Here is a 22,039-nt window from a genome sequence, read left to right as displayed (position 1 = left end):
TCCCCTGAAAGACCGGCTGTCCATGCCAATAAATCCCACTTTTATCCACTTCATACCACTTCGGCACACTATAGAAATGCGCCTATACACCGTCAAGTGAGCAACTGACGAAAAATCCTTTATTGACGGGGGGTTAGGTCCAAAAAGGGCTCAGCGGGGGAGAAACGACATGAATATGGCGGGACAAAGGAGACCACGTACAAGGGGATGGCGTGACAACTTAAAGTAAAGTCTCACGAGTAATATTTTTTTGGACTAAAGCGGGGCATCTGAAGGACAGAAAGGAAGAAATAAGAGTTGGCCTGTAAGCCGGGTTCTGTCGAGAACAGTCATTCCTCTGCGACAGCCATCACTGACTGCCTGTAGCAACCTACCCGAACCCAGTGCGGGCCGCACCAACGGGTTCCTATTTGGTCTTGCTCCGAGTGGGGTTTACCGTGCCACGAACTGTTGCCAGTCGCGCGGTGCGCTCTTACCGCACCCTTTCACCCTTACCTGATCCTCTTGCGAGGCCATCGGCGGTCTACTCTCTGCTGCACTTTCCGTAGGCTCGCGCCTCCCAGGCGTTACCTGGCACTCTGCCCTATGGAGCCCGGACTTTCCTCCATAACGCTTGCGCGCTACAGCGACTGTCCAGCCAACTCTTGCGGCAAGGTTATCCCGCTTCGCGGCTAACGGCAAGATTTCTCAAGCGCACAGATTCAGCGCACGTAGCGCACCACATCGGTGCAATTAGGCCGGCGGAGAACCGACTTCCCGAATAGCCACGGCTCCCGGCGCCCCGTTTTGCGGCACTCGAGGCAATTGGCACAGCAAGTGCATTGACAATGACAATATGCGAGATCGGGTCTGTCTGACCCAGGTGTTATTCGGCCCAAGCGGGTCGCTAAAATGAACATCAATGGACGACTAGGGTTCCGGCCTGCAACGCAGGTGACTGGTCCGAGAGTTGTCGACCTCCGGCAGGGGGTTACACGGCGGGATAAAAGCCCGGGAGAGCCTCAGACAGCTGAGATCTCGTCACGTGTACCCATTGGAGACTGCCATGCCCCGCCTCATGAACCGGGAACCCAGCCGCCCGCTGCGCCTCGGGCTGATACTTCTCCCCTTCGCTCTGTTGCTGATGTTCTATCTGTTCAGTTCCCAGGCGCGTCTGGCAGAAAACCCTGATGACAAGTTGCTGCCCAGCTTCACCCAGATGGCTGAGGCCGTGGACCGCATGGCCTTTACCGAGGATCGACGCACCGGCGCTTATCTATGGTGGGAGGACACCGCTTCCAGCCTCAAACGTCTGGGGACCGGCCTGGGCATCTCCGCTCTGGTCAGCCTGGTCCTCGGGATGGCCATGCTCATTCCATTGTTACGCACGCCTCTGTCTCCGCTGACAACGGTGCTATCGATGATTCCACCGCTAGCGATCCTGCCGATCCTGTTCATCGTGCTCGGGCTGGGCGAGCTATCCAAGGTGATGTTGATCGTCATCGGTATCACGCCGGTGTTGATTCGCGACATGGAGCAGCGCGTCAAGGAGATCCCGGCAGAGCTGTTGGTCAAGGCGCAGACCCTGGGCGCCAATACATGGCAGGTACTGATCCGCGTCGTGTTGCCGCAGCTCTTTCCGCGTTTGCTGCAGGGGCTGGCACTCGCTCTCGGCCCGGCCTGGCTGTTTCTGATTGCCGCCGAGGCGATCGCGTCGACCGACGGCCTGGGATATCGCATCTTCCTGGTGCGCCGTTACCTGGCAATGGATGTGATCTTGCCGTATGTCGCCTGGATCACGTTGCTCGCTTTCATCATGGACCGCCTGCTGAAGGGAACCACACGCGTGCTGTTCCCCTGGTTCGAACCCAAGGGAGCCCACTGACATGTCCGCCATTTCCATCAAGCAAGTCTGGCAGGAGTACGGCGATCAGGTCGTGCTGGAAAATCTGGATCTGGAAGTCGCCAGCGGCGAATTCATCACCATGGTCGGTGCTTCGGGGTGTGGCAAGTCGACCTTCCTGCGCCTGCTGCTCGGCCAGGAAACGCCCAGCAGAGGTCAACTGCTCATCGATGGCAAGCCGCTGCCGCCGGAGCCGGGCCCGGATCGCGGCGTGGTATTCCAGCGCTACTCGGTCTTTCCACATCTGACCGTGCTGGGCAACGTCATGCTGGGCATGGAGCTGCAGCAGGCACCGCTGATTGGCCGACTCTTCGGCAGCGCCAAGCGCGAAGCGCGCGAGAAGGCGGTGGCCATCCTGGAAAAGGTTGGCCTGGGCAATTCGCTCGACAAATACCCGCACGCCCTTTCGGGCGGCATGCAGCAGCGCCTGGCGATTGCCCAGGCACTGGTCAAGACGCCACGCATCCTGCTGCTGGACGAGCCATTCGGCGCGCTCGACCCAGGCATCCGCAAGGACATGCACGATTTGCTGCTGGAATTGTGGAAACAAACCGGGCTGACCGTGTTCATGGTGACGCACGATCTGTCCGAAGGCTTCACCCTCGGAACGCGCCTGCTGGTGTTCGACAAGACCCGTATCGATCCGCAAGCACCCGGCGCCTACGGTGCGCGCATTACTTATGACATACCCCTAAACAGCGACCGGAAGGCCGCGCGTGACGCCGTCAGCGCCCTGCCCGAACGCATTACCGGCGGTCAGCTGCCGGACGACACCCATCAAGGAGCCCGCCCATGAGCATCCCTGCTGCCCTGCGACCCACGCTGTATGAGGAAACCGTCCCCGGCGGTGGCCATACTTCCTTCGTGCTCAAGCGCGGACAACTGCTGCGCCTGACCGATATCGAAGGCGGTGCCAACGTCAGCCTGCTGATGTTCAACGCCCAGGACAAGAGCGAACGCCTGAACCTACCCGACTCGCTCAAGGGACAGCACACCGCCAAGCTCACGGCCGGCCATTGCCTCTACTCGGACATGGGCAAGGTGCTGGCCGCGATCGTCACCGATACCTGCGGCTGGAGCGATAGCTTCGGCGGGGTGCTCAATGCAGAAGAAGTGAAGGACAAGTACGGCGAAGGTCGCTATCAGGAACTGCGCAATGGTTTTTACCGCAACGGCGTGGACAACCTGCTGGTCGAAATGGGCAAGTGGAACATGACCCTGTCCGACCTGTTGATGGCTCTCAACCTGTTCAGCAAGGTCACCGTCGATGCCAGTGGTGCTTTCGAATTTCACTCAGGCAACTCGAAGGCAGGCGACGTGATCGAGCTGTACGCCCCCATGGACACGTTGGTCGTACTCACCGCGTTACAGCATCCGATGGACCCTGCTCCCGACTACGCACCCAAGCCGGTCGGCCTGAGCTGGCATCGCGTCGCCGACGACGGCATCACCGTGCTGTGCCGCAACACGCGCCCGGAAAACGTGCGCGCCTTGCACAACACCGACCGCACTTATCTGTAAGGGGCCGAACCATGACAATGACTCACAGCGACAAACAGCCAGAGAACGCCGCGTACCGCGCGGTCATGCCCGCCGGTGAACCCTGGATGAAGGACATCAAGGCCGGGCAGACTGTCCGCCTGCTGGATCTGGAAGGCAACCAGGCTGTCGACACGCTGTTTTTCAGCGCCGCCAACCCGCGCGAGCGCTACGACGTACAGCGCACCCTGCGCCGCCAGAACCAGGTCTACCTGACCACCGGCAGCGTGCTGTACAGCAACCGCGGCAATCCGATGCTGACCATCACCGCGGACACCTGCGGGCGCCACGACACCCTAGGCGGCGCCTGTGCGCAGGAAAGCAACACCGTGCGCTACGCGCTCGACACGCGCTACATGCACAGCTGCCGCGACAACTTCCTGCGCGCCTCGCTGCATGACGGCCGTCTGACCAAGGCCGACATCAGCCACAACATCAATTTCTTCATGAACGTGCCGGTGACACCGGAAGGCGGCCTGACCTTCGAAGACGGCATTTCCGGCGCGGGCAAGTACGTCGAGTTGGTCGCGCACATGGACATCATCATCCTGATTTCCAACTGCCCGCAGCTGAACAACCCCTGCAACGGCTACAACCCCACTCCGGCAGAAATGCTGGTCTGGGACTGAGCGCCTCCCGTCGTTTGTAAATCGAATCAACCCCGTCGGGACGACCCGGCGGCATGGAACGAAACGTCCAGGACGGCCTGGCCGAGGAACATGACGATGTTCGACAAATTGCTGATCGCCAACCGTGGCGCCATTGCCTGCCGCATTCTTCGCACGCTGAAGCAGCTCGATGTGCAGGGCGTGGCGGTGTACTCAGAGGCAGACGCGGCGAGCCTGCACATCCAGCAGGCTGACGAGGCACATTCGCTGGGTGAGGGCCCCGCCTCGGCCACCTATCTCGATGTAGAGAAGATCCTCGGCGTTGCCAGGCAGACCGGTGCCAAAGCGATCCACCCCGGTTACGGCTTCCTCTCGGAAAATGCAGCCTTTGCCGAAGCCTGCGAAGCAGCAGGAATCGCTTTTGTTGGCCCGACCCCTGAGCAACTCCGCGTATTCGGTCTCAAGCACACCGCACGGGCACTGGCCAAACAGCACGGCGTACCGATGCTGGAGGGCACCGAGCTGCTGGAAAACGTTCAGACCGCGCTCGAAGCGGCAGAGGGGGTTGGCTACCCAGTCATGCTCAAGAGCACGGCAGGCGGTGGCGGCATTGGCATGCGAGTATGTCGCAGCAAAGCCGAGCTCAGCGACGCCTTCGAAGCGGTACGTCGCCTGGGCCAGAACAACTTCAGCGACGCGGGCGTATTCATCGAGAAATACATCCAGCGCGCCCGCCATCTTGAAGTGCAGATCTTTGGCGATGGCCAGGGCGACGTCGTTGCCCTGGGCGTCCGCGACTGCTCGGTGCAGCGGCGCAACCAGAAGGTGCTGGAAGAAACCCCGGCGCCGAACCTGCCGGAAGGCATGGCCGAAGCTCTGTGCGAAGCCGCCATCCAGCTCGGCAAGGCCGTCAGCTACCGCAGCGCCGGCACCGTCGAATTCGTCTACGACAGCGAGGCCGACCGCTTCTATTTCCTTGAAGTGAACACCCGCCTGCAAGTCGAGCATGGCGTCACCGAGCAGGTATGGGGTGTCGACCTGGTCAGCTGGATGATCCAGCTCGCCGCCGGCGACCTGCCTTCCCTCGACGTGCTCGGCCATGGTCTCGAAGCCAAGGGCCATGCGATTCAGGCGCGTTTGTATGCCGAAGATCCGGGCCGGGACTTCCAGCCGTGCCCTGGCCTGCTGACTGCCGTGCAGTTTCCCGAAGCTGATGGCGAGCAACTGCGTATCGACACCTGGGTCGAGGCCGGTTGCGAGATTCCGCCCTACTTCGATCCGATGATCGCCAAGGTCATCGCCTGGCAGCCGAGCCGTGACGAGGCGATCGAAGCACTCGACACAGCGCTGGGCGCTACCCTGCTGTACGGCGTTGAAACCAACCAGGGCTACCTGCAGCAGATCCTGCGTGACAAACCCTTCGCCAGCGGCCACCCCTGGACTCGCTGCCTTGAGGATCTGGAATACCGCAGCACGACCATGGAAGTGCTGACCGGCGGTACCCAGACCACCGTGCAGGACGTGCCGGGCCGCCTGGGATACTGGGCTGTCGGCGTACCGCCGTCAGGCCCGATGGACAATCGCGCCCTGCGTCTGGGTAATCGCCTGTTGGGCAACCCGGAAGACGCCGCCGGCCTGGAAATCACCATGACCGGCCCCACTCTGCGCTTCAATACCGACGCAGTGGTAGTTGTGACCGGGGCGGAGATTCCGTTGACGCTGGACGGCGCCGCGCAACCCATGTGCACCGCCCTCCACATCTCTGCTGGCAGCACGCTGGCCATCGGCACCATTGCCGGCGCTGGTGCACGCAGCTATCTGGCGATCCGCGGCGGCATTCAGGTACCGGAGTATCTGGGCAGCAAGAGCACCTTCACGCTGGGCCAGTTCGGCGGCCACTCCGGCCGCGCGCTGCGCACCGGTGACGTACTGCATCTGACGGCGCTGACCGACGCCAACGCCGGCGCGTCCTTGATGGCCGAGCTGTGCTCACAGCTACCCGAAGTGCGTACGCTGCGAGTCATCTACGGCCCGCACGCAGCGCCCGAATATTTCACGCAGGCGTACATGGAGCGCTTCCTGTCGACCGATTGGGAAGTGCATTTCAACTCCAGCCGCACCGGCGTGCGACTGATCGGACCGCGGCCGGAATGGGTCCGCGAAGATGGCGGCGAAGCGGGCCTGCACCCGTCCAACATCCACGACAACCCCTACGCCATCGGCGCAGTGGACTTTACCGGCGACATGCCGGTGATCCTCGGCCCGGATGGCCCGAGCCTGGGCGGCTTCGTCTGCCCGGTGACCATCATCGAGGCGGACCTGTGGCAACTCGGCCAGCTCAAGGCGGGCGACAAGCTGCGCTTCGTGCCGGTGAGTCTTGAGAGCGCCCGCGAGCTCGCGGTCGCGCGCCGCAACGAAATCGAATCGCTGGCCCCGCTGTGCCCGCAGGACAGCCCAGCCGAACCCATCGCATCGCCCATCGTGCTGGATATCGGCGAAGCCGACACCCGCCTGGTCGCTCGCCTCTCTGGCGATACGCATCTGCTGCTCGAAATCGGCCAGCCGGAGCTCGATCTGGTGCTACGTTTCCGCGGGCATGCGTTGATGCAGGCGCTCGAAGCCCTCGCACTCGAAGGTGTGATTGATCTGACGCCTGGCATTCGCTCGCTGCAGGTTCACTACCAGTCCGAAACATTGCAGCTTGACAGCCTGCTTGCCACAGTCGAGCGGGAATGGAACCAGGTATGCAGCGCGCGCGACCTCAAGGTGCCCTCGCGCATCGTCCACCTGCCGCTGTCCTGGGACGATCCGGCCTGCCAGCTGGCGATCCAGAAGTACATGACGACGGTGCGCAAGGACGCGCCCTGGTGTCCGAGCAACCTGGAATTCATTCGCCGCATCAACGATCTACCCAACCTGGAGGAGGTGTACCGCACCGTCTTCGAGGCGAGCTACCTGGTCATGGGCCTCGGTGATGTGTACCTGGGTGCGCCGGTTGCCACCCCGCTCGATCCGCGCCACCGGCTGGTCACCACCAAGTACAACCCGGCGCGCACCTGGACGGCCGAGAACTCGGTGGGCATCGGCGGCGCCTACATGTGCGTGTATGGCATGGAAGGCCCGGGCGGCTATCAGTTCGTCGGTCGCACGCTGCAGATGTGGAATCGCTATCGCGAAGTGGAAGCCTTCGGCGGCCAGCCGTGGCTGTTGCGCTTCTTCGATCAGATTCGCTTCTATCCGGTCAGCGCCGACGAACTGCTGCAGATTCGCCGCGACTTTCCGCTGGGCCGCTATCCGCTGCGCGTCGAAGAGACCGAACTCAAGCTCAACGAGTATCAGGCGTTCCTCGATGAAGAGGCCGACAGCATCCAGGCGTTTCGCGACCAGCAGAAGACCGCGTTCAACGCCGAGCGCGAACGCTGGATCGCCAACGGCCAGGCGGATTACCAAAGTGACGAAGCGGTTGCCGAGGTGGGCGAAGACGCACCGCTCCAAGCGGGGGAGCACAGCGTCGAGAGCCACATCGCCGGTAACCTCTGGCAGGTGCAGGTGAGCGAAGGCGATACTGTCAAGGCTGGCGATGTGCTGGTGATTCTCGAATCGATGAAAATGGAGATACCGCTTACGGCGCCGGTCGATGGCGTGGTCAAGGCCGTCCAGGCACAACCGGGCTCTCCGGTGCGCGCAGGGCAGCGGGTGCTGGTTATCGGCGCTGACTGAAGGCTGTAACGGGGTGTGGCGCCTAGCGCCCGCCCCGCTCCAGCGCGAGTTGGTACAGCTTGTTCTTCTTCTCGCCAGTGATCTTCGCCGCGAGCGCAGCGGCCTGCTTCACCGGCAAATCTTCCAGTAGCACATCAAGGATGCGCTCGACTTCCGGATCCAGTGCATCCTCGTCACGCTGCGGCGCGCCTTCGACCAACAGCACGCATTCGCCCCGCTGCTGGTCGGAATCGCCGCGAACCCACTCGACCAGCTCGCTCAGCGGCGCACCCTTGATGGTTTCGAAGGTCTTGGTCAACTCGCGTGCGAGCACCACCTGCCGGTCGTCACCCAGCAAATCGCGCATGTCTTCCAGGCATTCGAGCAGCCGATGCGGCGCCTCATACAACATCCAGGTGCGCGACTCGCCTGCCAGCGCCTCGATCCGCTGGCGACGACCATGCGCCTTGGCCGGAAGAAACCCCTCAAAGGCGAAGCGATCCGACGGCAGGCCTGCCGCGCTCAGCGCAGCGATCAGGGCGCAGGCACCGGGAACCGGGCTGACGCGGACGCCGGCCGCACGTGCCTGGCGCACCAGGTGGTAGCCGGGATCGGAGACCAGCGGCGTGCCGGCATCGGAGATCAGCGCCATGCTTTCACCGCCGAGCATCCGTTGCACCAGCCGCTCGCTCTTGTCCCGCTCGTTATGATCGTGACAGGCGGTCGTCGGGGTCTGGATGCCAAAGTGCTGCAGCAAGCGCGCACTGTGCCGGGTGTCCTCGGCAGCGATCAGACTGACCGAGCGCAGCACGTCCAGCGCGCGGGGGCTGATGTCCTGGAGGTTGCCGATGGGCGTGGCGACGATATGAAGGGTTCCGGCAGTCATGGCGAGTCTCGGGCTGGCTGGTCGAGGGATTGTACAGGACGTGACCGGCATCCCGCGAAGCGCATGGCGGTACACGGGGGGCTTGGTTACAATGCTGCCAGACCGTCATCCAACCTGGCCGGGTGCGCGACCTGCGCCCATGTAAGGATTCCCGATGCCCCGCATTAACCGCCTGCCCGTCGCTGCTGCCGTTCTTGCAGCGATTCTTTCTGGCTGCAGCTCGCCGCCGAAACAGCTGTCCGATCTGCCCCGCACGCCCCAGGCCTCGGTGGAAGAACTGCTCAAGGATGCCGATAGCGAGTCCGGTGCCGAAGCCAACCTGCTGCGTCTTCAGGCCGCCCGTGCTGCCTTGATGCAGGACCGTCCCCAGCAGGTACTGAGCATTCTGGAGAACATTCCGCAAAGCGATTTGCCGACCGATCAACAGCTGCTGTTCAGCACATTGCAGGCCGAAAGCCTGTTGAACCTCGGTCAAGCCACCGGTGCGCTTCGTGCGCTGCGCCATCCTTCGATGCAGCAGATCGAGACGCTGCCGACCGAAGACCAGGTGCGTATCCAAATGCTGCGCGCCAAGGCACTGCAAGCGACCGGGGATCCGGTCGCAGCGGCCCGGGAACGTGTTTTCGTCGATGGACTGCTTCCGCCCGAACAGCAGCAGACCAACCAGCAGGCTATCTGGGAGAGCCTGAACCAGGCGTCGACGCCAGCGCTCGAGGAAGCTGCCGCGACTGCCACCGGCGATCTCGCCGGCTGGATCAGCCTCGCGCTGATCGGCCGTCAGCACGGCAACCTGGATATCCAGGTTCGCGAGCTGAAACAGTGGCAGGAGGAGTTTTCCGATCATCCTGCAGCCGAACCATTGCCCGAGGCGATGGCACAGCTTCTGGAACTGCATGCCAGCCGGCCGCGGCACGTCGCATTGCTGCTGCCCTTCCAGGGCCCGTTGGCCGGGCCGGCCCAGGCCCTGCGCGACGGTTTTCTTGCTTCGCAGTATCAGGCTTACAGCGAAGGCATTGAGCAGCCCCGGGTCACCTTGTATGACAGCACCTCATACACCGACCTGATGCAGTTTTATCGACAGGCGCAGGCCGACGGAGTGGACTGGGTCATCGGACCACTGGAGCGCGACCAGGTCACCAGGTTGGCGCAGATGCAGGAAATTCCCCTGCCGACGCTTGCACTGAACTATACCGACCAGGCCACGCAAGGCGATCAGGCTCTGTTCCAGTTCGGCCTGGCGCCTGAGGACGAGGCCCGCTCCGCCGCCCAGCGCGCGTGGAACGACGGTCATCGCTACATGGGCGCGCTGGTGGCACAGACTGACTGGGCCGAGCGGGCCTACCAGGCGTTTCGTCAGGAATGGGAGGCGCAAGGCGGTGTCTTCGTCGGCCGCGAAACCATCGACCAGCCTGCGACCATGGCGCAACAGATCGGCGATTTGTTGCAGATTCGCGAAAGTGAGCAGCGCAATGCCCGGGTGAAATCCGTGGTAGAGGATGCAGTGGTCCAGCCTACCCCCCGTCAGGATCTCGACGCACTGTTTCTCAGCGCTACACCTCAACAGGCACGCCAGATCAAGCCGACCCTGGCATTCCAGTACGCAGCAGACCTGCCGGTTTATGCCACCTCGCATGTCTATCAGCTCAGCGGTGATCCAACGCAGAATGCCGATCTGGAAGGCATCATGGTCGCAGAGGTGCCCTGGCTGCTCAGCCGCGACGATGAGCTTTATGCTTCCGTGAGCCAGAGCTGGCCGCAAGCAACCGGGGCGCTTGGCCGACTGTATGCGATGGGCATCGACGCGCAGCGAATCTTCAGCCGGCTGCCGCAAATGCGCCAGCACACCGAAACCCGCCTCGACGGCGCAACGGGTGAGTTGACTCTGACCGAGGACGGACGGGTTTCTCGCGCAACCGAATGGGGCGTGATCGAAGACGGACAGGTCCGACCAGCGGGTCCTTCCCAGCCGTGACGGCGCTTACGCTGCGGCAGCTACTCGGCAACCGCGCCGAGCGCGCTGCCGAGCGCCTGCTTGCCGACAGCGGCATGCGACTGCTCGCTCGTAATTATCGCTGCAAGCAAGGCGAGCTCGATCTGGTCATGCGCGATGCGGATACAGTAGTATTCGTCGAAGTACGCTACAGACGCAAAAACCAGTGGGGCAGCGCGGTAGAGACTGTCGACTGGCGCAAACAGAAGCGCCTGATCGCAGCCGCTCATCACTACCTGATCACCCATCCTCACCTGGCCGACCAGCCCTGTCGCTTCGATGTCGTTGCCGCCGAGGGCAACCCGGCGGATCCCGCCTCGTACCGCTGGATCCGCGAAGCCTTTACCTGCTAAGCGAGTAGTTCATTCATGGATATGCAACACCGTATCAAGCAACTGTTCACCGACAGCATCGAGACCAAGACACGCTCGATGGACGTGCTCGGCCCAAGCATTGAGCAGGCCAGTCAGGTCATGGTCAACAGCCTCCTCAGCGAAGGCAAGATTCTCTGCTGCGGCAATGGCGGCTCGGCCGGCGATTCGCAGCATTTTTCGTCCGAACTGCTCAACCGCTTCGAGCGCGAACGCCCGAGCCTGCCAGCTATCTCGCTGACGACGGACACGTCCACGCTGACGTCGATCGCCAACGACTACAGCTACGAGCAGGTATTCTCCAAGCAGATTCGCGCGCTTGGTCAGCCTGGCGACGTCTTGCTGGCGATCTCCACTAGTGGCAACTCCGCTAATGTCCTGCAGGCGATCCAAGCTGCTCACGATCGCGACATGGCGGTCGTCGCGCTGACCGGTCGCGACGGCGGCGCAATGGCCTCTCTGCTGCTCCCGGAGGACGTCGAGATTCGCGTCCCGGCCCGCTCCACCGCGCGCATCCAGGAAGTGCATCTGCTTGCCATCCACTGTTTGTGCGACCTGATCGATCGGCAACTTTTCGGGAGTGAAGAATGATGCGCTTGACGGTAATCGCTCTGGCTCTGGCCTTAGCCGGCTGCAGCTCGGTCCTGACTGCAACGCGCGACGAACCGATAGATATCGACTCCGGCACGCGCACCATTGGCAGCACCATTGACGACCAACTGATCGAGACCCGCATCGAGGTCAACGTCTCGAAGAGCCACATCGACCTGGAGCGCGCCTCACGCATCGACGCGACCAGTTACAACGGCGTGGTTCTGCTGGCGGGCCAGGTACCAAGGGAAGAACTCAAGGAAATCGCTGGCAATGCCGCCAGGCAGGTTCAGAAGGTAAAGGTGGTGCACAACGAGCTCAAGGTGGGGCAGCCCATCTCTCTGCTCGCCCGCAACAATGATGCGTTGATCACCGCGAACGCGAAGACCCGGTTGCTGGCTGACAGCAGCATCCCGGGCCGGCGCATCAAGATAACCACCGAGGCTGGCTCGGTTTACCTGCTCGGTCTTGTAACTCGGAAGGAAGCAGACCTCGCGGTACAGGCGGTACAGCAAGTCGGCGGCGTTCAGCGCATCGTCAAACTGTTCGAATATATCGACTGAAGCAAAACCCGGTAGCGTGCAACGGCGCGCTACCTGCTTCCCTCCCGCCGTTCCCGTCTGACGAGTTTATTTCACCACTTTCAAGGACGGACGGGCGGTGGCGGGCTTGGCGTCGGGTTTCTTCTCGCCCCCCTTCTCGCCGCCCTCCGGCGGTTCCGGCGGGTTCACCGGCTCTATCTCGAAGACCATGCCCTGGCCATTTTCTCGCGCATAGATGGCCATCACCGACTGAACGGGCAACCACACCTGCTGGGGGACGCCGCCGAAGCGACCGTCAAAGGTGACGCGGTCGTTATCCATCTCAAGCTGACGCACCGCGCTAGGTGACACGTTCAGGACGATCTGACCATCCTCGACGAAGTTCTGCGGAACGACAGTTTCAGGATAACCCGCGTTGACCAGCAGGTAGGGCGTGCAGTTGTTGTCGAGAATCCACTCATACAACGCGCGCAAGAGGTACGGGCGGCTGGATTTCATCTGAGCCATGCGGGCCTCCTTGGGGCAGATAGGGGACGTTACTGCATGTCCTTCTCAGCGGAGGACAGACTGGCGATGAAACCATCACGCTGAAACAGCCGCTCCATGTAATCGGTCAGCGGCTTTGCCTGACGCGGCAACTCGACGCCCAGAGCTGGAAGTCGCCAGAGGATCGGCGCGATGCAGCAATCGACCAGACTGAATTCTTCGCTCATGAAGAATGGCATTTCGGCAAACACCGGAGCGACGCCGATCAGGCTTTCTCGCAGCTCCTTGCGTGCCTTGGCTGCGGCTGCAGCAGGCGTACGCGAATCCAGAAGGGTGTCTACCAGACCGCACCAGTCGCGCTGGACGCGGTGCATCAGCAAACGGCTGTTGGCGCGAGCAACCGGATAAACCGGTAACAACGGGGGATGGGGAAAACGCTCGTCCAGATATTCCATCATGATCGTCGATTCATACAGAACCAGATCGCGGTCGAGCAAAGTTGGAACGCTGTTATACGGATTCGCTTCAGCCAACTCCTGCGGATGACGGCCTGGCTCGACATTGACGATGTCGACCGTAATTGCCTTTTCCGCCAGAACTATCCGCACCCGATGACAATAATGATCGGCCGGATCCGAAAAGAAGGCCATCGAGGAACGCTTGTTGGCAGTAACACCCATAAATCAAACCCTCATCCTGTGGCGATACACGCGATACACACTGCTCCACGGGATGTAAAGCAGTCACATCGGCCGGCCAACCTTTCCGGCCGCTGCCAGCAGTGGCGTAGTATACCCCAGAAACGAGCACGCGCCCCTAAGGGCGCGTGCAAGGTTTCGCAAAACAACGGGATCAGTGCACGTCTTTCCAGTACTCACGCTTGACCAGGTAAGCGAAGACGAACAGCACCGCCAAGTAGAGAAGAACATAAACACCGATGCGGTGACGCTCGAGCTTGATGGGGTCCGCCGAATAGGCCAGGAACGCGACCAGGTTGCGCACAGTAGTGTCGTACTCTTCCTCGGTCTGCGTGCCAGTACCCTCTTCCACGACCAGCACATCACACTGCTCATCGGTAACCGGGTCGCCGGTCAGGCTGTCACGCTTGATGGTGTTGCCTTCGCGTACCGGCATGGCCTTGCAGCCAACCACAGGCTTGCCCTGCAGCTCGGCAAGCACATGCGGCATTCCCACGTTCGGGAATACGCGGTTGTTCCAGCCCAAGGGGCGTGACGGATCCTCGTAGAACGAACGCATATAGGTGTACAGCCAGTCGGTGCCGCGGACCCGCGCAACCATGGTCAGATCAGGCGGCGCCGCGCCGAACCAGCCTTTGGACTCAGTCGGACGCATACCGATTTTCATGTGATCGCCGATCAGAGTGTCCGGGAACACCAGGTTATCCATCATCAGATCTTCCGGAATGCCCAGATCCGTGGCGACACGCTCATAACGCTGGTATTGCGCGGAATGGCAGCCCATGCAGTAGTTGGTGAAAGTCCGAGCACCGTCCTGCAGCGAAGCCTTGTCGGTCAGGTCGATATTGGCCTCGTCCAGCGGAACACCAGCGCCACCGGCCGCCATGGCGGTTACCGGGACGAGGGCGAACAGTAACGCAATCAATTGTTTTTTCATTAGCCAGGAATCCTCTCCGGAACCGGTTTGGTCTTCTCCATGCGGGTGTAGAACGGCATGAGCAGGAAGAAGGCAAAATACAGCACGGTACACACTTGCGAGAGCAGAGTACGACCGGGGCTGGACGGAATGGCACCGAGCACGCCCAGAATCACGAAGCATACGCAGAACGTGATCAGCCAGGCCTTGCTCATCCAGCCCTTGTACTTGATCGAGCGCACCGGGCTGCGATCCAGCCAGGGCAGTACGAACAGCACCGCGATCGCCGCACCCATGGCCAGCACGCCGGGGAACGCAGACCCACCGATCGCCGGGACGGCGCGGAGGATGGCGTAGAACGGCGTGAAGTACCAGACCGGCGCAATATGGTCAGGCGTCTTCAGCTGGTTGGCGATCTCGAAGTTGGGCTTCTCAAGGAAGTAACCGCCCATTTCCGGGAAGAAGAACACAACGGTACAGAACACGAAAAGGAACACCACCACGCCGACGATATCCTTGACGGTGTAGTAGGGATGGAAGGCGATGCCATCGAGCGGCTTGCCTGCCTCGTCCTTGAACTTCTTGATATCCAGACCCAGCGGGTTGTTCGAGCCGACTTCGTGCAGCGCGATGATGTGCATCACGACCAGGCCGAGCAGAACGATCGGCAGCGCGATAACGTGCAGCGCGAAGAAACGGTTCAGGGTGATACCGGAAATCAGATAGTCACCACGTACCCACTGCGCGAGATCCGGCCCGATGAACGGAATCGCGCCGAACAGCGAGATGATCACCTGCGCACCCCAGTAGGACATTTGACCCCATGGCAGCAGGTAGCCCATGAAGGCCTCGCCCATCAGCACCAGGTAGATCAGCATGCCGAACAGCCACACCAGCTCACGAGGCTTCTGGTAAGAGCCGTACATGATGCCACGCAGCATATGCATGTAGACCACGACGAAGAATGCCGAGGCGCCGGTGGAGTGCAGATAACGCAGCAGCCAGCCGTAGTCGACGTCGCGCATGATGTACTCGACCGATGCGAAGGCGCCTGCAGCGGAAGGCTCATAGCTCATGGTCAGCCAGATACCGGTTACGATCTGGTTGACCAGGACCAGCATGGCGAGCGAGCCGAAGAAGTAGAGAACGTTGAAGTTCTTCGGAGCGTAATAGCGGGTGAGGTGATCCTCCCACACGCGCTGGATGGACATCCGCTCATTGATCCAGTTGGACAGCTTGCTCATCAGGCAGTCTCCTCGTCGGCGCCAATCACGACGATATCGTCGCTCTCATACGAATGCGGGGGCACCGGGAGGTTCTTCGGCGCAGGCTGGGAGCGCCATACGCGACCGGCCATGTCGTAATGCGAGCCATGGCATGGACAGAAGTAGCCGCCCTTCCAGTCGGCACCCATGTCGGCGGAAGCAACTTCCGGACGAAACAGCGGCGAACAGCCCAGATGGGTACAGATACCCAGCACGATGAGAATTTCCGGCTTGATGGCACGAGTCGTTTGATCGACGTAGTCGGGCTGCACGGAAGCTTCGGAGTTGGGGTCGGCGAGAATCTCGGTGTTCTCGTCAAGAATCGCCAACGCCTCCGGCGTCCGGCGCGACACGAAGACCGGCTGACCACGCCACTCGGCGACGATCTGCTGGCCCGGCTCCAACTTGCTGATATTTACTCTTACCGGCGCACCAGCCGCCTTGGCTCTGGCGCTCGGGAACCAGGACCCTACAAAGGGTACTGCTGCCCCCACTGCTCCGACTGCGGCCACGGCACTCGTGGCTGCAACCAGGAAGCGACGCCGGCCATTATTCACGCCGTCATTACTCATCCAGTCGTCTCCCATCAGCTAAACAGGCCTCTATAACGGAGGCCTTTTTGAAGTTTTTACACAGCCCGCACAAAATGAAACAGATGGTAATGAAAACCCCCATTCTTGACAAGGCGATAAGCACTTTGGATTATGCCGCCAATTCGGCGCAAAGCGAGGAGTTTCGCGGGCTCGGCGAGGAACCGAGAGGCAAGCGCGACACCGTGCCGCACAAACAAAAACGCCCGGCGTCCACAATGGGACCCGGGCGCTCTGAGTACCAGCCGAAGCTTAACGCTTGGAGTACTGGGGACGCTTACGTGCTTTACGCAGACCGACCTTCTTACGTTCGACTTCGCGAGCATCGCGAGTCACGTAACCAGCCTTGCGCAATGCGCCGCGCAGAGTTTCGTCGTATTCCATCAGTGCACGAGTGATACCGTGACGGATAGCACCGGCCTGACCGGAGATACCGCCGCCGCTAACGGTGACGTATACATCGAACTTCTCGGTGTTCTGGGTCAGCTCAAGCGGCTGACGCACGACCATGCGAGCAGTCTCACGACCGAAAAAGGTGTCGATGCTGCGATTGTTGATGGAGATATTGCCATTACCCGGACGCAGGAACACCCGAGCGGTGGCGGTTTTACGACGGCCAGTACCGTAGTTTTGTGTCGCCGACATGATGGTGCTCCTGTTAGATCTTCAGTTCTTGGGGTTGCTGAGCTGCGTGCGGGTGAGCCGCACCCTTGTAAACCTTCATCTTGCGGTACATGGCACGACCCAACGGGTTCTTCGGCAACATGCCCTTGACTGCAGATTCGATTACACGCTCAGGAGCACGAACGATCAGCTTTTCGAAGTTGATCGACTTGATACCACCCGGGAAACCGGAGTGGCTGTAGTAGATCTTGTCTTGAGCCTTGTTACCAGTCACGTGCACTTTTTCAGCATTGACGATAACGATGTAGTCACCGGTATCCACGTGTGGGGTGTACTCGGGCTTGTGCTTGCCGCGCAGGCGGGTAGCCACCTCGGTAGCCAGACGGCCCAGGGTCAAGCCACTGGCGTCTACGACGTACCAATCACGTTTTACGGTTTCCGGTTTGGCGCTAAAGGTTTTCATTAATCCTAGCCTCAGAGGCCGCTCTATAAATAAGAGGGCGAATCTTACAGAATGAAATGTGTTTTTACAAGCCAACATAGCCTAGACAGACACTCAGGTGGGGGCTCTGTGGGTCTGGGTGGCATCTGCGCTGTAACAACAACGACAGGCTAGGCATCCTGTCGAAAGTGGGCGGCATTATGCCAAGGGTCGCAAAAATTACAACCTTTATTTAAGGTAGTCGGACCACGTCCCACGATACATCCAGGAGTCACCCTACATGCAATACCGCCCGCTCGGCCGCAGTCAGCTCAAGGTCAGTGCCTTGTGCCTGGGTTCAATGACCTGGGGAGAACAGAACAACCAAAACGACGCCTTTGCTCAGATCGACTGGGCACGGGACGCCGGCGTCAACTTCATCGATACCGCGGAGATGTATCCGGTACCGCCCCGGGGCGAGACCTACGGCGAGACAGAACGCATCATCGGTAATTATTTCAAGGACCGCGGCGGCCGGGACAAGTGGATCATAGCCAGCAAGGTCGCCGGACCGGGCAATGGCATGTCCCATATCCGGTATGGTCAGACGCGCTTCGACCGCACGCACATTACCGCCGCGGTGGATGCCAGCCTCTCCCGCCTGCAAACCGATTACATCGATCTCTATCAGCTGCACTGGCCGGACCGGCGCACCAACTATTTCGGGCACCTCGGATATCAGCACAATCCGGACGAAGCCATGACACCAATCGAGGACACCCTGGAGGTGCTCGACGAACTGGTGCGCTCAGGCAAGATCCGTCACATCGGCCTGTCCAACGAGACGCCATGGGGCGTCAGCCGCTTTCTGCACCTGTCCGAAACGCGCGGCTGGCCGCGTATAGCCTCGATTCAGAACCCTTACAACCTGCTCAACCGTTCCTACGAGGTGGGATTGGCGGAGATGTCGATTCGCGAACAGGTCGGGCTACTGGCGTATTCACCCCTGGCATTCGGCACGCTGACCGGTAAGTACCTCAACGGGCTGCGGCCGGAAAAGGGTCGCCTGACGCTGTTCAGTCGCTTCAGTCGCTACACCAACCCGCAAGCACAAAGTGCCTGCGCGCGTTACGTGCAGCTGGCGCGCGATCATGGCATGGATCCGGCGCAGATGGCCCTGGCATTCGTTACCCGCCAGCCATTCGTAACCAGCAACATCATCGGCGCCACCAACATGGACCAGCTCAATCGCAACCTGAGCAGCATCAACATGGGGCTGACCGACAAGGTTCTCGAAGCCATCGCCGAGATTCATCGCAGCCAGCCAAACCCGGCACCCTGAGCTCACAGCGCCGGTCGCGACACCGGAAACCGCGGCCGGCATTGTGTCCCAATGAGACACTTGCACCACAGGCGAAGATGCTTTAGTCATGACAGGACGGAAGACACGATAACAACAAGGTCTGAACATGACTCATCCAGCCTCAACCACACCCTCCTTGCGGCAGGTGGTGATACTGGCCACCGACGGGGTTATCAACTCTACCCTGACTCAGGCCAGGGACTTCTTTCACATGGCCAGCCTGCGCCTGGGTCGTCAACAGGGCCAGGGATTGCGACCGGCCTATCAGACGCTCACCGTCGCACCGGACAGCAATACGGTGACCGCGTTCAGCGAAGAGCGCGTAGCGATCGAGGCCAGACTCGAAGAGGTACAGCCCGGATTGATCGTACTACCGGCGTTCTGGGGCGACTTCGATCAATTGCTGACCCGCTATCCCAACGTAGTGCCGTGGCTGCGCGCCGAACATGCCCGCGGCACTGTCATAACCGCGCAGGCTACCGGCGTGTTCTGGGTGGCCGCGGCGGGCTTGCTGGAAGGACGGGAAGCCACCACCTACTGGCGCTTCTTCGACGAATTCACCCAGCGCTTTCCCCAGGTACAGCTCAATCGCGACAAACATGTCACCGATGCAGACCACGTCTACTGCGCGGCCGGCATCACCTCGGCGTGCGATCTGTATATCCATCTGATCGAGATGTTCTGCGGCGGGCACATTGCCCAGGCGGTCTCGCGGGACACGCTGTTCGAGATGCAGCGCAATTACACGCCCGGCATGATCGGCTTCGGCGGGCAGAAGCTTCATCAGGACGCGACCATTCTGCAGATACAGCAGTGGCTGGAAGAGCACTTCTCGGAAAAGTTTCGCTTCGAGGACGTCGCCAGCCACCACGGCATGAGCATCCGCAACTTCATGCGGCGCTTCCAGAGTGCGACCGGAGACAAGCCATTGCATTACCTGCAGCGGCTCAGAGTCGAAACAGCGAAAACCCTGCTGAGCACCACGCGGCGCAGCGTGAAGACGATCAGCTATGACATCGGCTATGACGACGCGAGCTTCTTCGCCCGGCTGTTCCGCCAGCACACCGGACTGTCACCCAATCAATACCGGCGCCAGTTCCAGCATCAAGCTGCCTCGTGAGCGGTCCGGCTCAGGGCCGATGCGGGCGGGACAGGAATTCGTGCGACTGCATCTCCAGCAGCCGGCTTAACGTGCGCTGGAATTCGAATTCCAGCCGTCCGCCGGTATAAAGATCCTTCAACTCCACTTCAGCGGAGAGGATCAGCTTCACGTTACGGTCGTAAAATTCGTCAACCAGGTTGATGAATCGACGCGCCATGTCGTCCTTGCTGACATTGAGCTGCTCGACATTGGCAATCAGCACCGCGTGAAAAATCTTCGCCAGTTCGATGTAGTCGTTCTGGCTCCGCGGCCCGTCACACAGTTCGCGAAACTCGAACCAGGCCACATCTTCGCAGACTCGGAGCGACCGGATTGGCCGATTCTCGATTGTCAGCACTTCGCCTTCCACCGCGCCGTCCAGATCAGGAACCAGGCTCTCGAAACTACGCCGCAGGCTCGCATCGGCCTCCGGCCCCAGCGGCCAGTGATACAGCTCGGCCTGCTCCAGAGCGCGCAGACGATAGTCGACGCCGCTATCGACGTTGACCACTTCGGTGCGCTCGTTGAGCAGAGCGATAGCAGGCAGGAAACGGGCGCGCTGCAGGCCATCCTTGTACAGACCGTCCGGGACGATGTTGGAGGTGGCAACGAGGGTTACGCCATGGTCGAACATCTCTTCCATGAGCGTGCCGAGGATCATCGCATCGGTGATGTCCGACACGAAGAATTCATCGAAACAGATCACTCGCGCCTCATCGGCAAACCGTCTCGCGATGAGCGTGAGAGGATTCTTCTCGCCCTTCATGCCATCCAGCTCGTGATGTACCCGCTGCATGAAACGATGGAAGTGGGTGCGAATCTTACGCTTGATCGGCAACGACTCGAAGAAGGTATCAACCAGGTAGGTTTTGCCGCGGCCTACCCCGCCCCAGAAATACAATCCCTTGATCGGTTCGGGCTTTTTCCGCAGCAACTTGTCGAGCAGACCCGGACCGGAAGATTCGGCAGCGACCAGTTCGTCATAGAGTCGCTGCAGATGACGGACCGCTTTTTCCTGCGCAGGATCGTGAAAGAAATCCGGACGCTGAAGGTCCGCCTGATAGCGTTCGAGTGGCGTCATTGCAGGAACCAGTAAGGGTATCGACGGGGCCGATACTCTACCCGCGCCCCCCTCGCTTGGCAAATCGCTGCATTCAGCCCAGACCCGCCTGTACCGCGTCCTTGAGCTCGGTCAGCTTGCCGTGGAAGAAGTGCCCGGTGTCGGCGAAGCGAACCAACTCGACTTGGGGCTGGTTCTCCAGCAGCTGATAAACCGCCCCGGGCGCGACCACCTCGTCAGTCTCACCCTGAACCACCAGCGCAGGGCCGGGGAACGGCAGCAGTTCGGCGAAATCCTGTTTCTCTACCGAGGGCGCGATGAGGATCAGCTTCGCTGGCCAGAGTCGGAGCTGACGCGCTGCGGCAGCGGCCACGTAGCCGCCGAAGGAAAAGCCCATCAACCACAGGGGCGCCTCACCGAGCTGTTGCCGCGCCCAATCGATCACCGCCATGCAGTCGTCGATCTCGCCGGGGCCGCCGGTGTGCTCGCCGCCGCTGCGGCCGACCCCGCGGAAGTTGAACCGGACCGTCGTCGCACCACAGTCGCGCGCAGCGCGCATCAGCGTATGCACCACCTTGTTCTGTAGCGTGCCGCCCTGCACCGGGTTGGGATGACAGATAATCGCCACCGCATTGGGGTTGTCCGCGCGGGTCACCACTACCTCGAGGGGGCCGGCGGGTCCTTCGATGAGGAATTTTTGTTCAGCGCTTGCGCTCATTTAAAGCTCTCCGTGACCATGACATATCGACTGACGTCGCATGGGCTACAAGACTAGCAAGTACTAGCCTTGTCCATGAAATCTCGTTACCGTAGAACCATTCGGCAGGCGGATCAGGTCGATGCGCTGCAATCAGATCAAGAGGGACCCAAGGTGGAAGCAAGCGAAAACCTGTGGATCGCAGTCGCCGTCGCGCTGGCTGTCGGAATTGTCATCGGTGTTGTCCTGGCTCAGGTCGCCAAGCGTGTAGGGGGCGGGCCTGGCTCCGGCAGCCAGTCGCAGCTCGAAAGTCTGCAGCTGCGTTTCGAGGAGTATCAGCAGGAAGTCGCCAATCATTTCAAGACGACAGCAAGTCTGGTCGCTCGACTGAACCGCAGTCATCAGGATATTCAGGAACATCTCACCCAGGGTGCCGTCGAACTGGCGCCGGATGACATGACTCGTCAGCGCCTTCTGGCGGCGCTGGAGCAGGAAGACAAGCCCGTCCGCGACCACCGCCGTGGCGAGCCGGTATTCGACACGCTGGAACCACCCCGTGATTACGCCCTCAAAGAGGAAGGGCCGGGCACCCTTTCCGAAGAGTTCGGCCTTAAGCGCAAGCACTGATTCGTGACCCCTGGCGCCGGCCGCATCAGGGGCCAAACCCTGG

22 protein-coding genes, 1 other RNA gene and 1 riboswitch are annotated in these 22,039 nt (G+C 61.0%); of the genes, 12 read left to right on the top strand and 11 right to left on the bottom strand.

What is annotated here, in order from left to right; genetic code table 11:
* Window positions 1-289: 289 nt before the first annotated feature.
* Window positions 290-645: RNase P RNA component class A (gene rnpB / locus BLT85_RS01235), an RNA gene on the bottom strand.
* 253 nt (window positions 646-898) lie between these two features.
* Window positions 899-999: riboswitch (guanidine-I (ykkC/yxkD leader) on the top strand.
* Between the two features lie 46 nt (window positions 1,000-1,045).
* Here rnpB and BLT85_RS01230 point away from each other — a divergent pair.
* From BLT85_RS01230 to uca, 5 genes are all read left to right on the top strand, one after another.
* Window positions 1,046-1,864: an ABC transporter permease gene (locus BLT85_RS01230; protein WP_093391438.1), complete on the top strand. Its 819-nt coding sequence runs from the start codon at window positions 1,046-1,048 to the stop codon at window positions 1,862-1,864.
* Between the two features lies 1 nt (window position 1,865).
* Entirely contained in the window at window positions 1,866-2,678 is an 813-nt protein-coding gene (locus BLT85_RS01225) for an ABC transporter ATP-binding protein (RefSeq protein ID WP_093391437.1), read from the top strand.
* On the top strand, window positions 2,675-3,403 hold the full coding sequence (locus BLT85_RS01220) for an urea amidolyase associated protein UAAP1 (RefSeq protein WP_093391436.1): 729 nt from the start codon (window positions 2,675-2,677) through the stop codon (window positions 3,401-3,403). Before BLT85_RS01225 ends, BLT85_RS01220 begins: the two co-directional genes overlap by 4 nt.
* 11 nt (window positions 3,404-3,414) lie before the next feature.
* On the top strand, window positions 3,415-4,050 hold the full coding sequence (locus BLT85_RS01215; RefSeq protein ID WP_093391435.1) for an urea amidolyase associated protein UAAP2: 636 nt from the start codon (window positions 3,415-3,417) through the stop codon (window positions 4,048-4,050).
* A 96-nt stretch (window positions 4,051-4,146) separates the two neighbouring features.
* Complete coding sequence (uca, locus tag BLT85_RS01210; RefSeq protein WP_093391434.1) at window positions 4,147-7,749, top strand: urea carboxylase; 3,603 nt, start codon at window positions 4,147-4,149, stop codon at window positions 7,747-7,749.
* 22 nt (window positions 7,750-7,771) lie between these two features.
* Here uca and rsmI read toward each other — a convergent pair whose 3' ends face one another.
* A complete protein-coding gene (gene rsmI / locus BLT85_RS01205) occupies window positions 7,772-8,614 on the bottom strand; it encodes a 16S rRNA (cytidine(1402)-2'-O)-methyltransferase (protein WP_093391433.1) in 843 nt (280 codons plus the stop codon).
* Window positions 8,615-8,768: 154 nt separating this feature from the next.
* Between rsmI and BLT85_RS01200 the strand changes: the two genes are divergently transcribed.
* The 4 genes from BLT85_RS01200 to BLT85_RS01185 are packed head-to-tail and all read left to right on the top strand — an operon-like array spanning window position 8,769 to window position 12,129.
* Entirely contained in the window at window positions 8,769-10,586 is a 1,818-nt protein-coding gene (locus tag BLT85_RS01200; RefSeq protein ID WP_093391432.1) for a penicillin-binding protein activator, read from the top strand.
* Window positions 10,583-10,957, top strand: coding sequence for a YraN family protein (locus BLT85_RS01195; protein WP_231701510.1), 375 nt, complete (start codon window positions 10,583-10,585; stop codon window positions 10,955-10,957). Before BLT85_RS01200 ends, BLT85_RS01195 begins: the two co-directional genes overlap by 4 nt.
* Window positions 10,958-10,972: 15 nt before the next feature.
* Window positions 10,973-11,566, top strand: a complete 594-nt coding sequence (locus BLT85_RS01190) for a phosphoheptose isomerase (protein WP_093391430.1) — start codon at window positions 10,973-10,975, stop codon at window positions 11,564-11,566.
* On the top strand, window positions 11,566-12,129 hold the full coding sequence (locus BLT85_RS01185; protein ID WP_407920163.1) for a BON domain-containing protein: 564 nt from the start codon (window positions 11,566-11,568) through the stop codon (window positions 12,127-12,129). Before BLT85_RS01190 ends, BLT85_RS01185 begins: the two co-directional genes overlap by 1 nt.
* Before the next feature lie 66 nt (window positions 12,130-12,195).
* Here BLT85_RS01185 and BLT85_RS01180 read toward each other — a convergent pair whose 3' ends face one another.
* The 7 genes from BLT85_RS01180 to rplM form a co-directional block, all read right to left on the bottom strand.
* On the bottom strand, window positions 12,196-12,606 hold the full coding sequence (locus BLT85_RS01180) for a ClpXP protease specificity-enhancing factor (RefSeq protein WP_093397239.1): 411 nt from the start codon (window positions 12,604-12,606) through the stop codon (window positions 12,196-12,198).
* Between the two features lie 38 nt (window positions 12,607-12,644).
* Window positions 12,645-13,274 carry a glutathione S-transferase N-terminal domain-containing protein gene (locus BLT85_RS01175; RefSeq protein WP_093391428.1) on the bottom strand — a complete coding sequence of 210 codons (630 nt, stop codon included), beginning with the start codon at window positions 13,272-13,274 and terminating at the stop codon, window positions 12,645-12,647.
* A 172-nt stretch (window positions 13,275-13,446) separates the two neighbouring features.
* Window positions 13,447-14,229 carry a cytochrome c1 gene (locus BLT85_RS01170; protein ID WP_093391427.1) on the bottom strand — a complete coding sequence of 261 codons (783 nt, stop codon included), beginning with the start codon at window positions 14,227-14,229 and terminating at the stop codon, window positions 13,447-13,449.
* A complete protein-coding gene (locus BLT85_RS01165; protein ID WP_093391426.1) occupies window positions 14,229-15,452 on the bottom strand; it encodes a cytochrome b in 1,224 nt (407 codons plus the stop codon). The genes BLT85_RS01170 and BLT85_RS01165 overlap by 1 nt, the downstream gene beginning before the upstream one ends.
* Window positions 15,452-16,045, bottom strand: a complete 594-nt coding sequence (gene petA / locus BLT85_RS01160) for a ubiquinol-cytochrome c reductase iron-sulfur subunit (protein ID WP_093391425.1) — start codon at window positions 16,043-16,045, stop codon at window positions 15,452-15,454. The genes BLT85_RS01165 and petA overlap by 1 nt, the downstream gene beginning before the upstream one ends.
* Before the next feature lie 270 nt (window positions 16,046-16,315).
* Window positions 16,316-16,708 (bottom strand): 30S ribosomal protein S9, encoded by a 393-nt coding sequence (gene rpsI, locus BLT85_RS01155; protein ID WP_093391424.1) that lies wholly within the window; start codon window positions 16,706-16,708, stop codon window positions 16,316-16,318.
* 13 nt (window positions 16,709-16,721) lie between these two features.
* Window positions 16,722-17,150, bottom strand: a complete 429-nt coding sequence (rplM, locus tag BLT85_RS01150; RefSeq protein WP_093391423.1) for a 50S ribosomal protein L13 — start codon at window positions 17,148-17,150, stop codon at window positions 16,722-16,724.
* A gap of 259 nt (window positions 17,151-17,409) precedes the next feature.
* Here rplM and BLT85_RS01145 point away from each other — a divergent pair, with 259 nt between their 5' ends.
* Entirely contained in the window at window positions 17,410-18,450 is a 1,041-nt protein-coding gene (locus BLT85_RS01145) for an NADP(H)-dependent aldo-keto reductase (protein WP_093391422.1), read from the top strand.
* Between the two features lie 127 nt (window positions 18,451-18,577).
* Window positions 18,578-19,591, top strand: coding sequence for a GlxA family transcriptional regulator (locus BLT85_RS01140; RefSeq protein ID WP_093391421.1), 1,014 nt, complete (start codon window positions 18,578-18,580; stop codon window positions 19,589-19,591).
* 10 nt (window positions 19,592-19,601) lie between these two features.
* Here BLT85_RS01140 and zapE read toward each other — a convergent pair whose 3' ends face one another.
* Together zapE and BLT85_RS01130 are read right to left on the bottom strand one after the other, a co-directional pair.
* On the bottom strand, window positions 19,602-20,693 hold the full coding sequence (gene zapE, locus BLT85_RS01135; protein WP_093391420.1) for a cell division protein ZapE: 1,092 nt from the start codon (window positions 20,691-20,693) through the stop codon (window positions 19,602-19,604).
* Window positions 20,694-20,766: 73 nt separating this feature from the next.
* A complete protein-coding gene (locus BLT85_RS01130) occupies window positions 20,767-21,390 on the bottom strand; it encodes an alpha/beta hydrolase (RefSeq protein WP_093391419.1) in 624 nt (207 codons plus the stop codon).
* A 75-nt stretch (window positions 21,391-21,465) separates the two neighbouring features.
* Here BLT85_RS01130 and BLT85_RS01125 point away from each other — a divergent pair, with 75 nt between their 5' ends.
* Window positions 21,466-21,996: a YhcB family protein gene (locus BLT85_RS01125; RefSeq protein ID WP_231701570.1), complete on the top strand. Its 531-nt coding sequence runs from the start codon at window positions 21,466-21,468 to the stop codon at window positions 21,994-21,996.
* The last annotated feature ends 43 nt before the right edge of the window (window positions 21,997-22,039 follow it).

Origin of the sequence: Halopseudomonas xinjiangensis (assembly GCF_900104945.1) — a bacterium.
Taxonomy (GTDB): Bacteria; Pseudomonadota; Gammaproteobacteria; order Pseudomonadales; family Pseudomonadaceae; genus Halopseudomonas; species Halopseudomonas xinjiangensis.
Note: the sequence above shows the minus strand (reverse complement) of the source record. Positions and strands in the feature narration are given on the sequence as shown.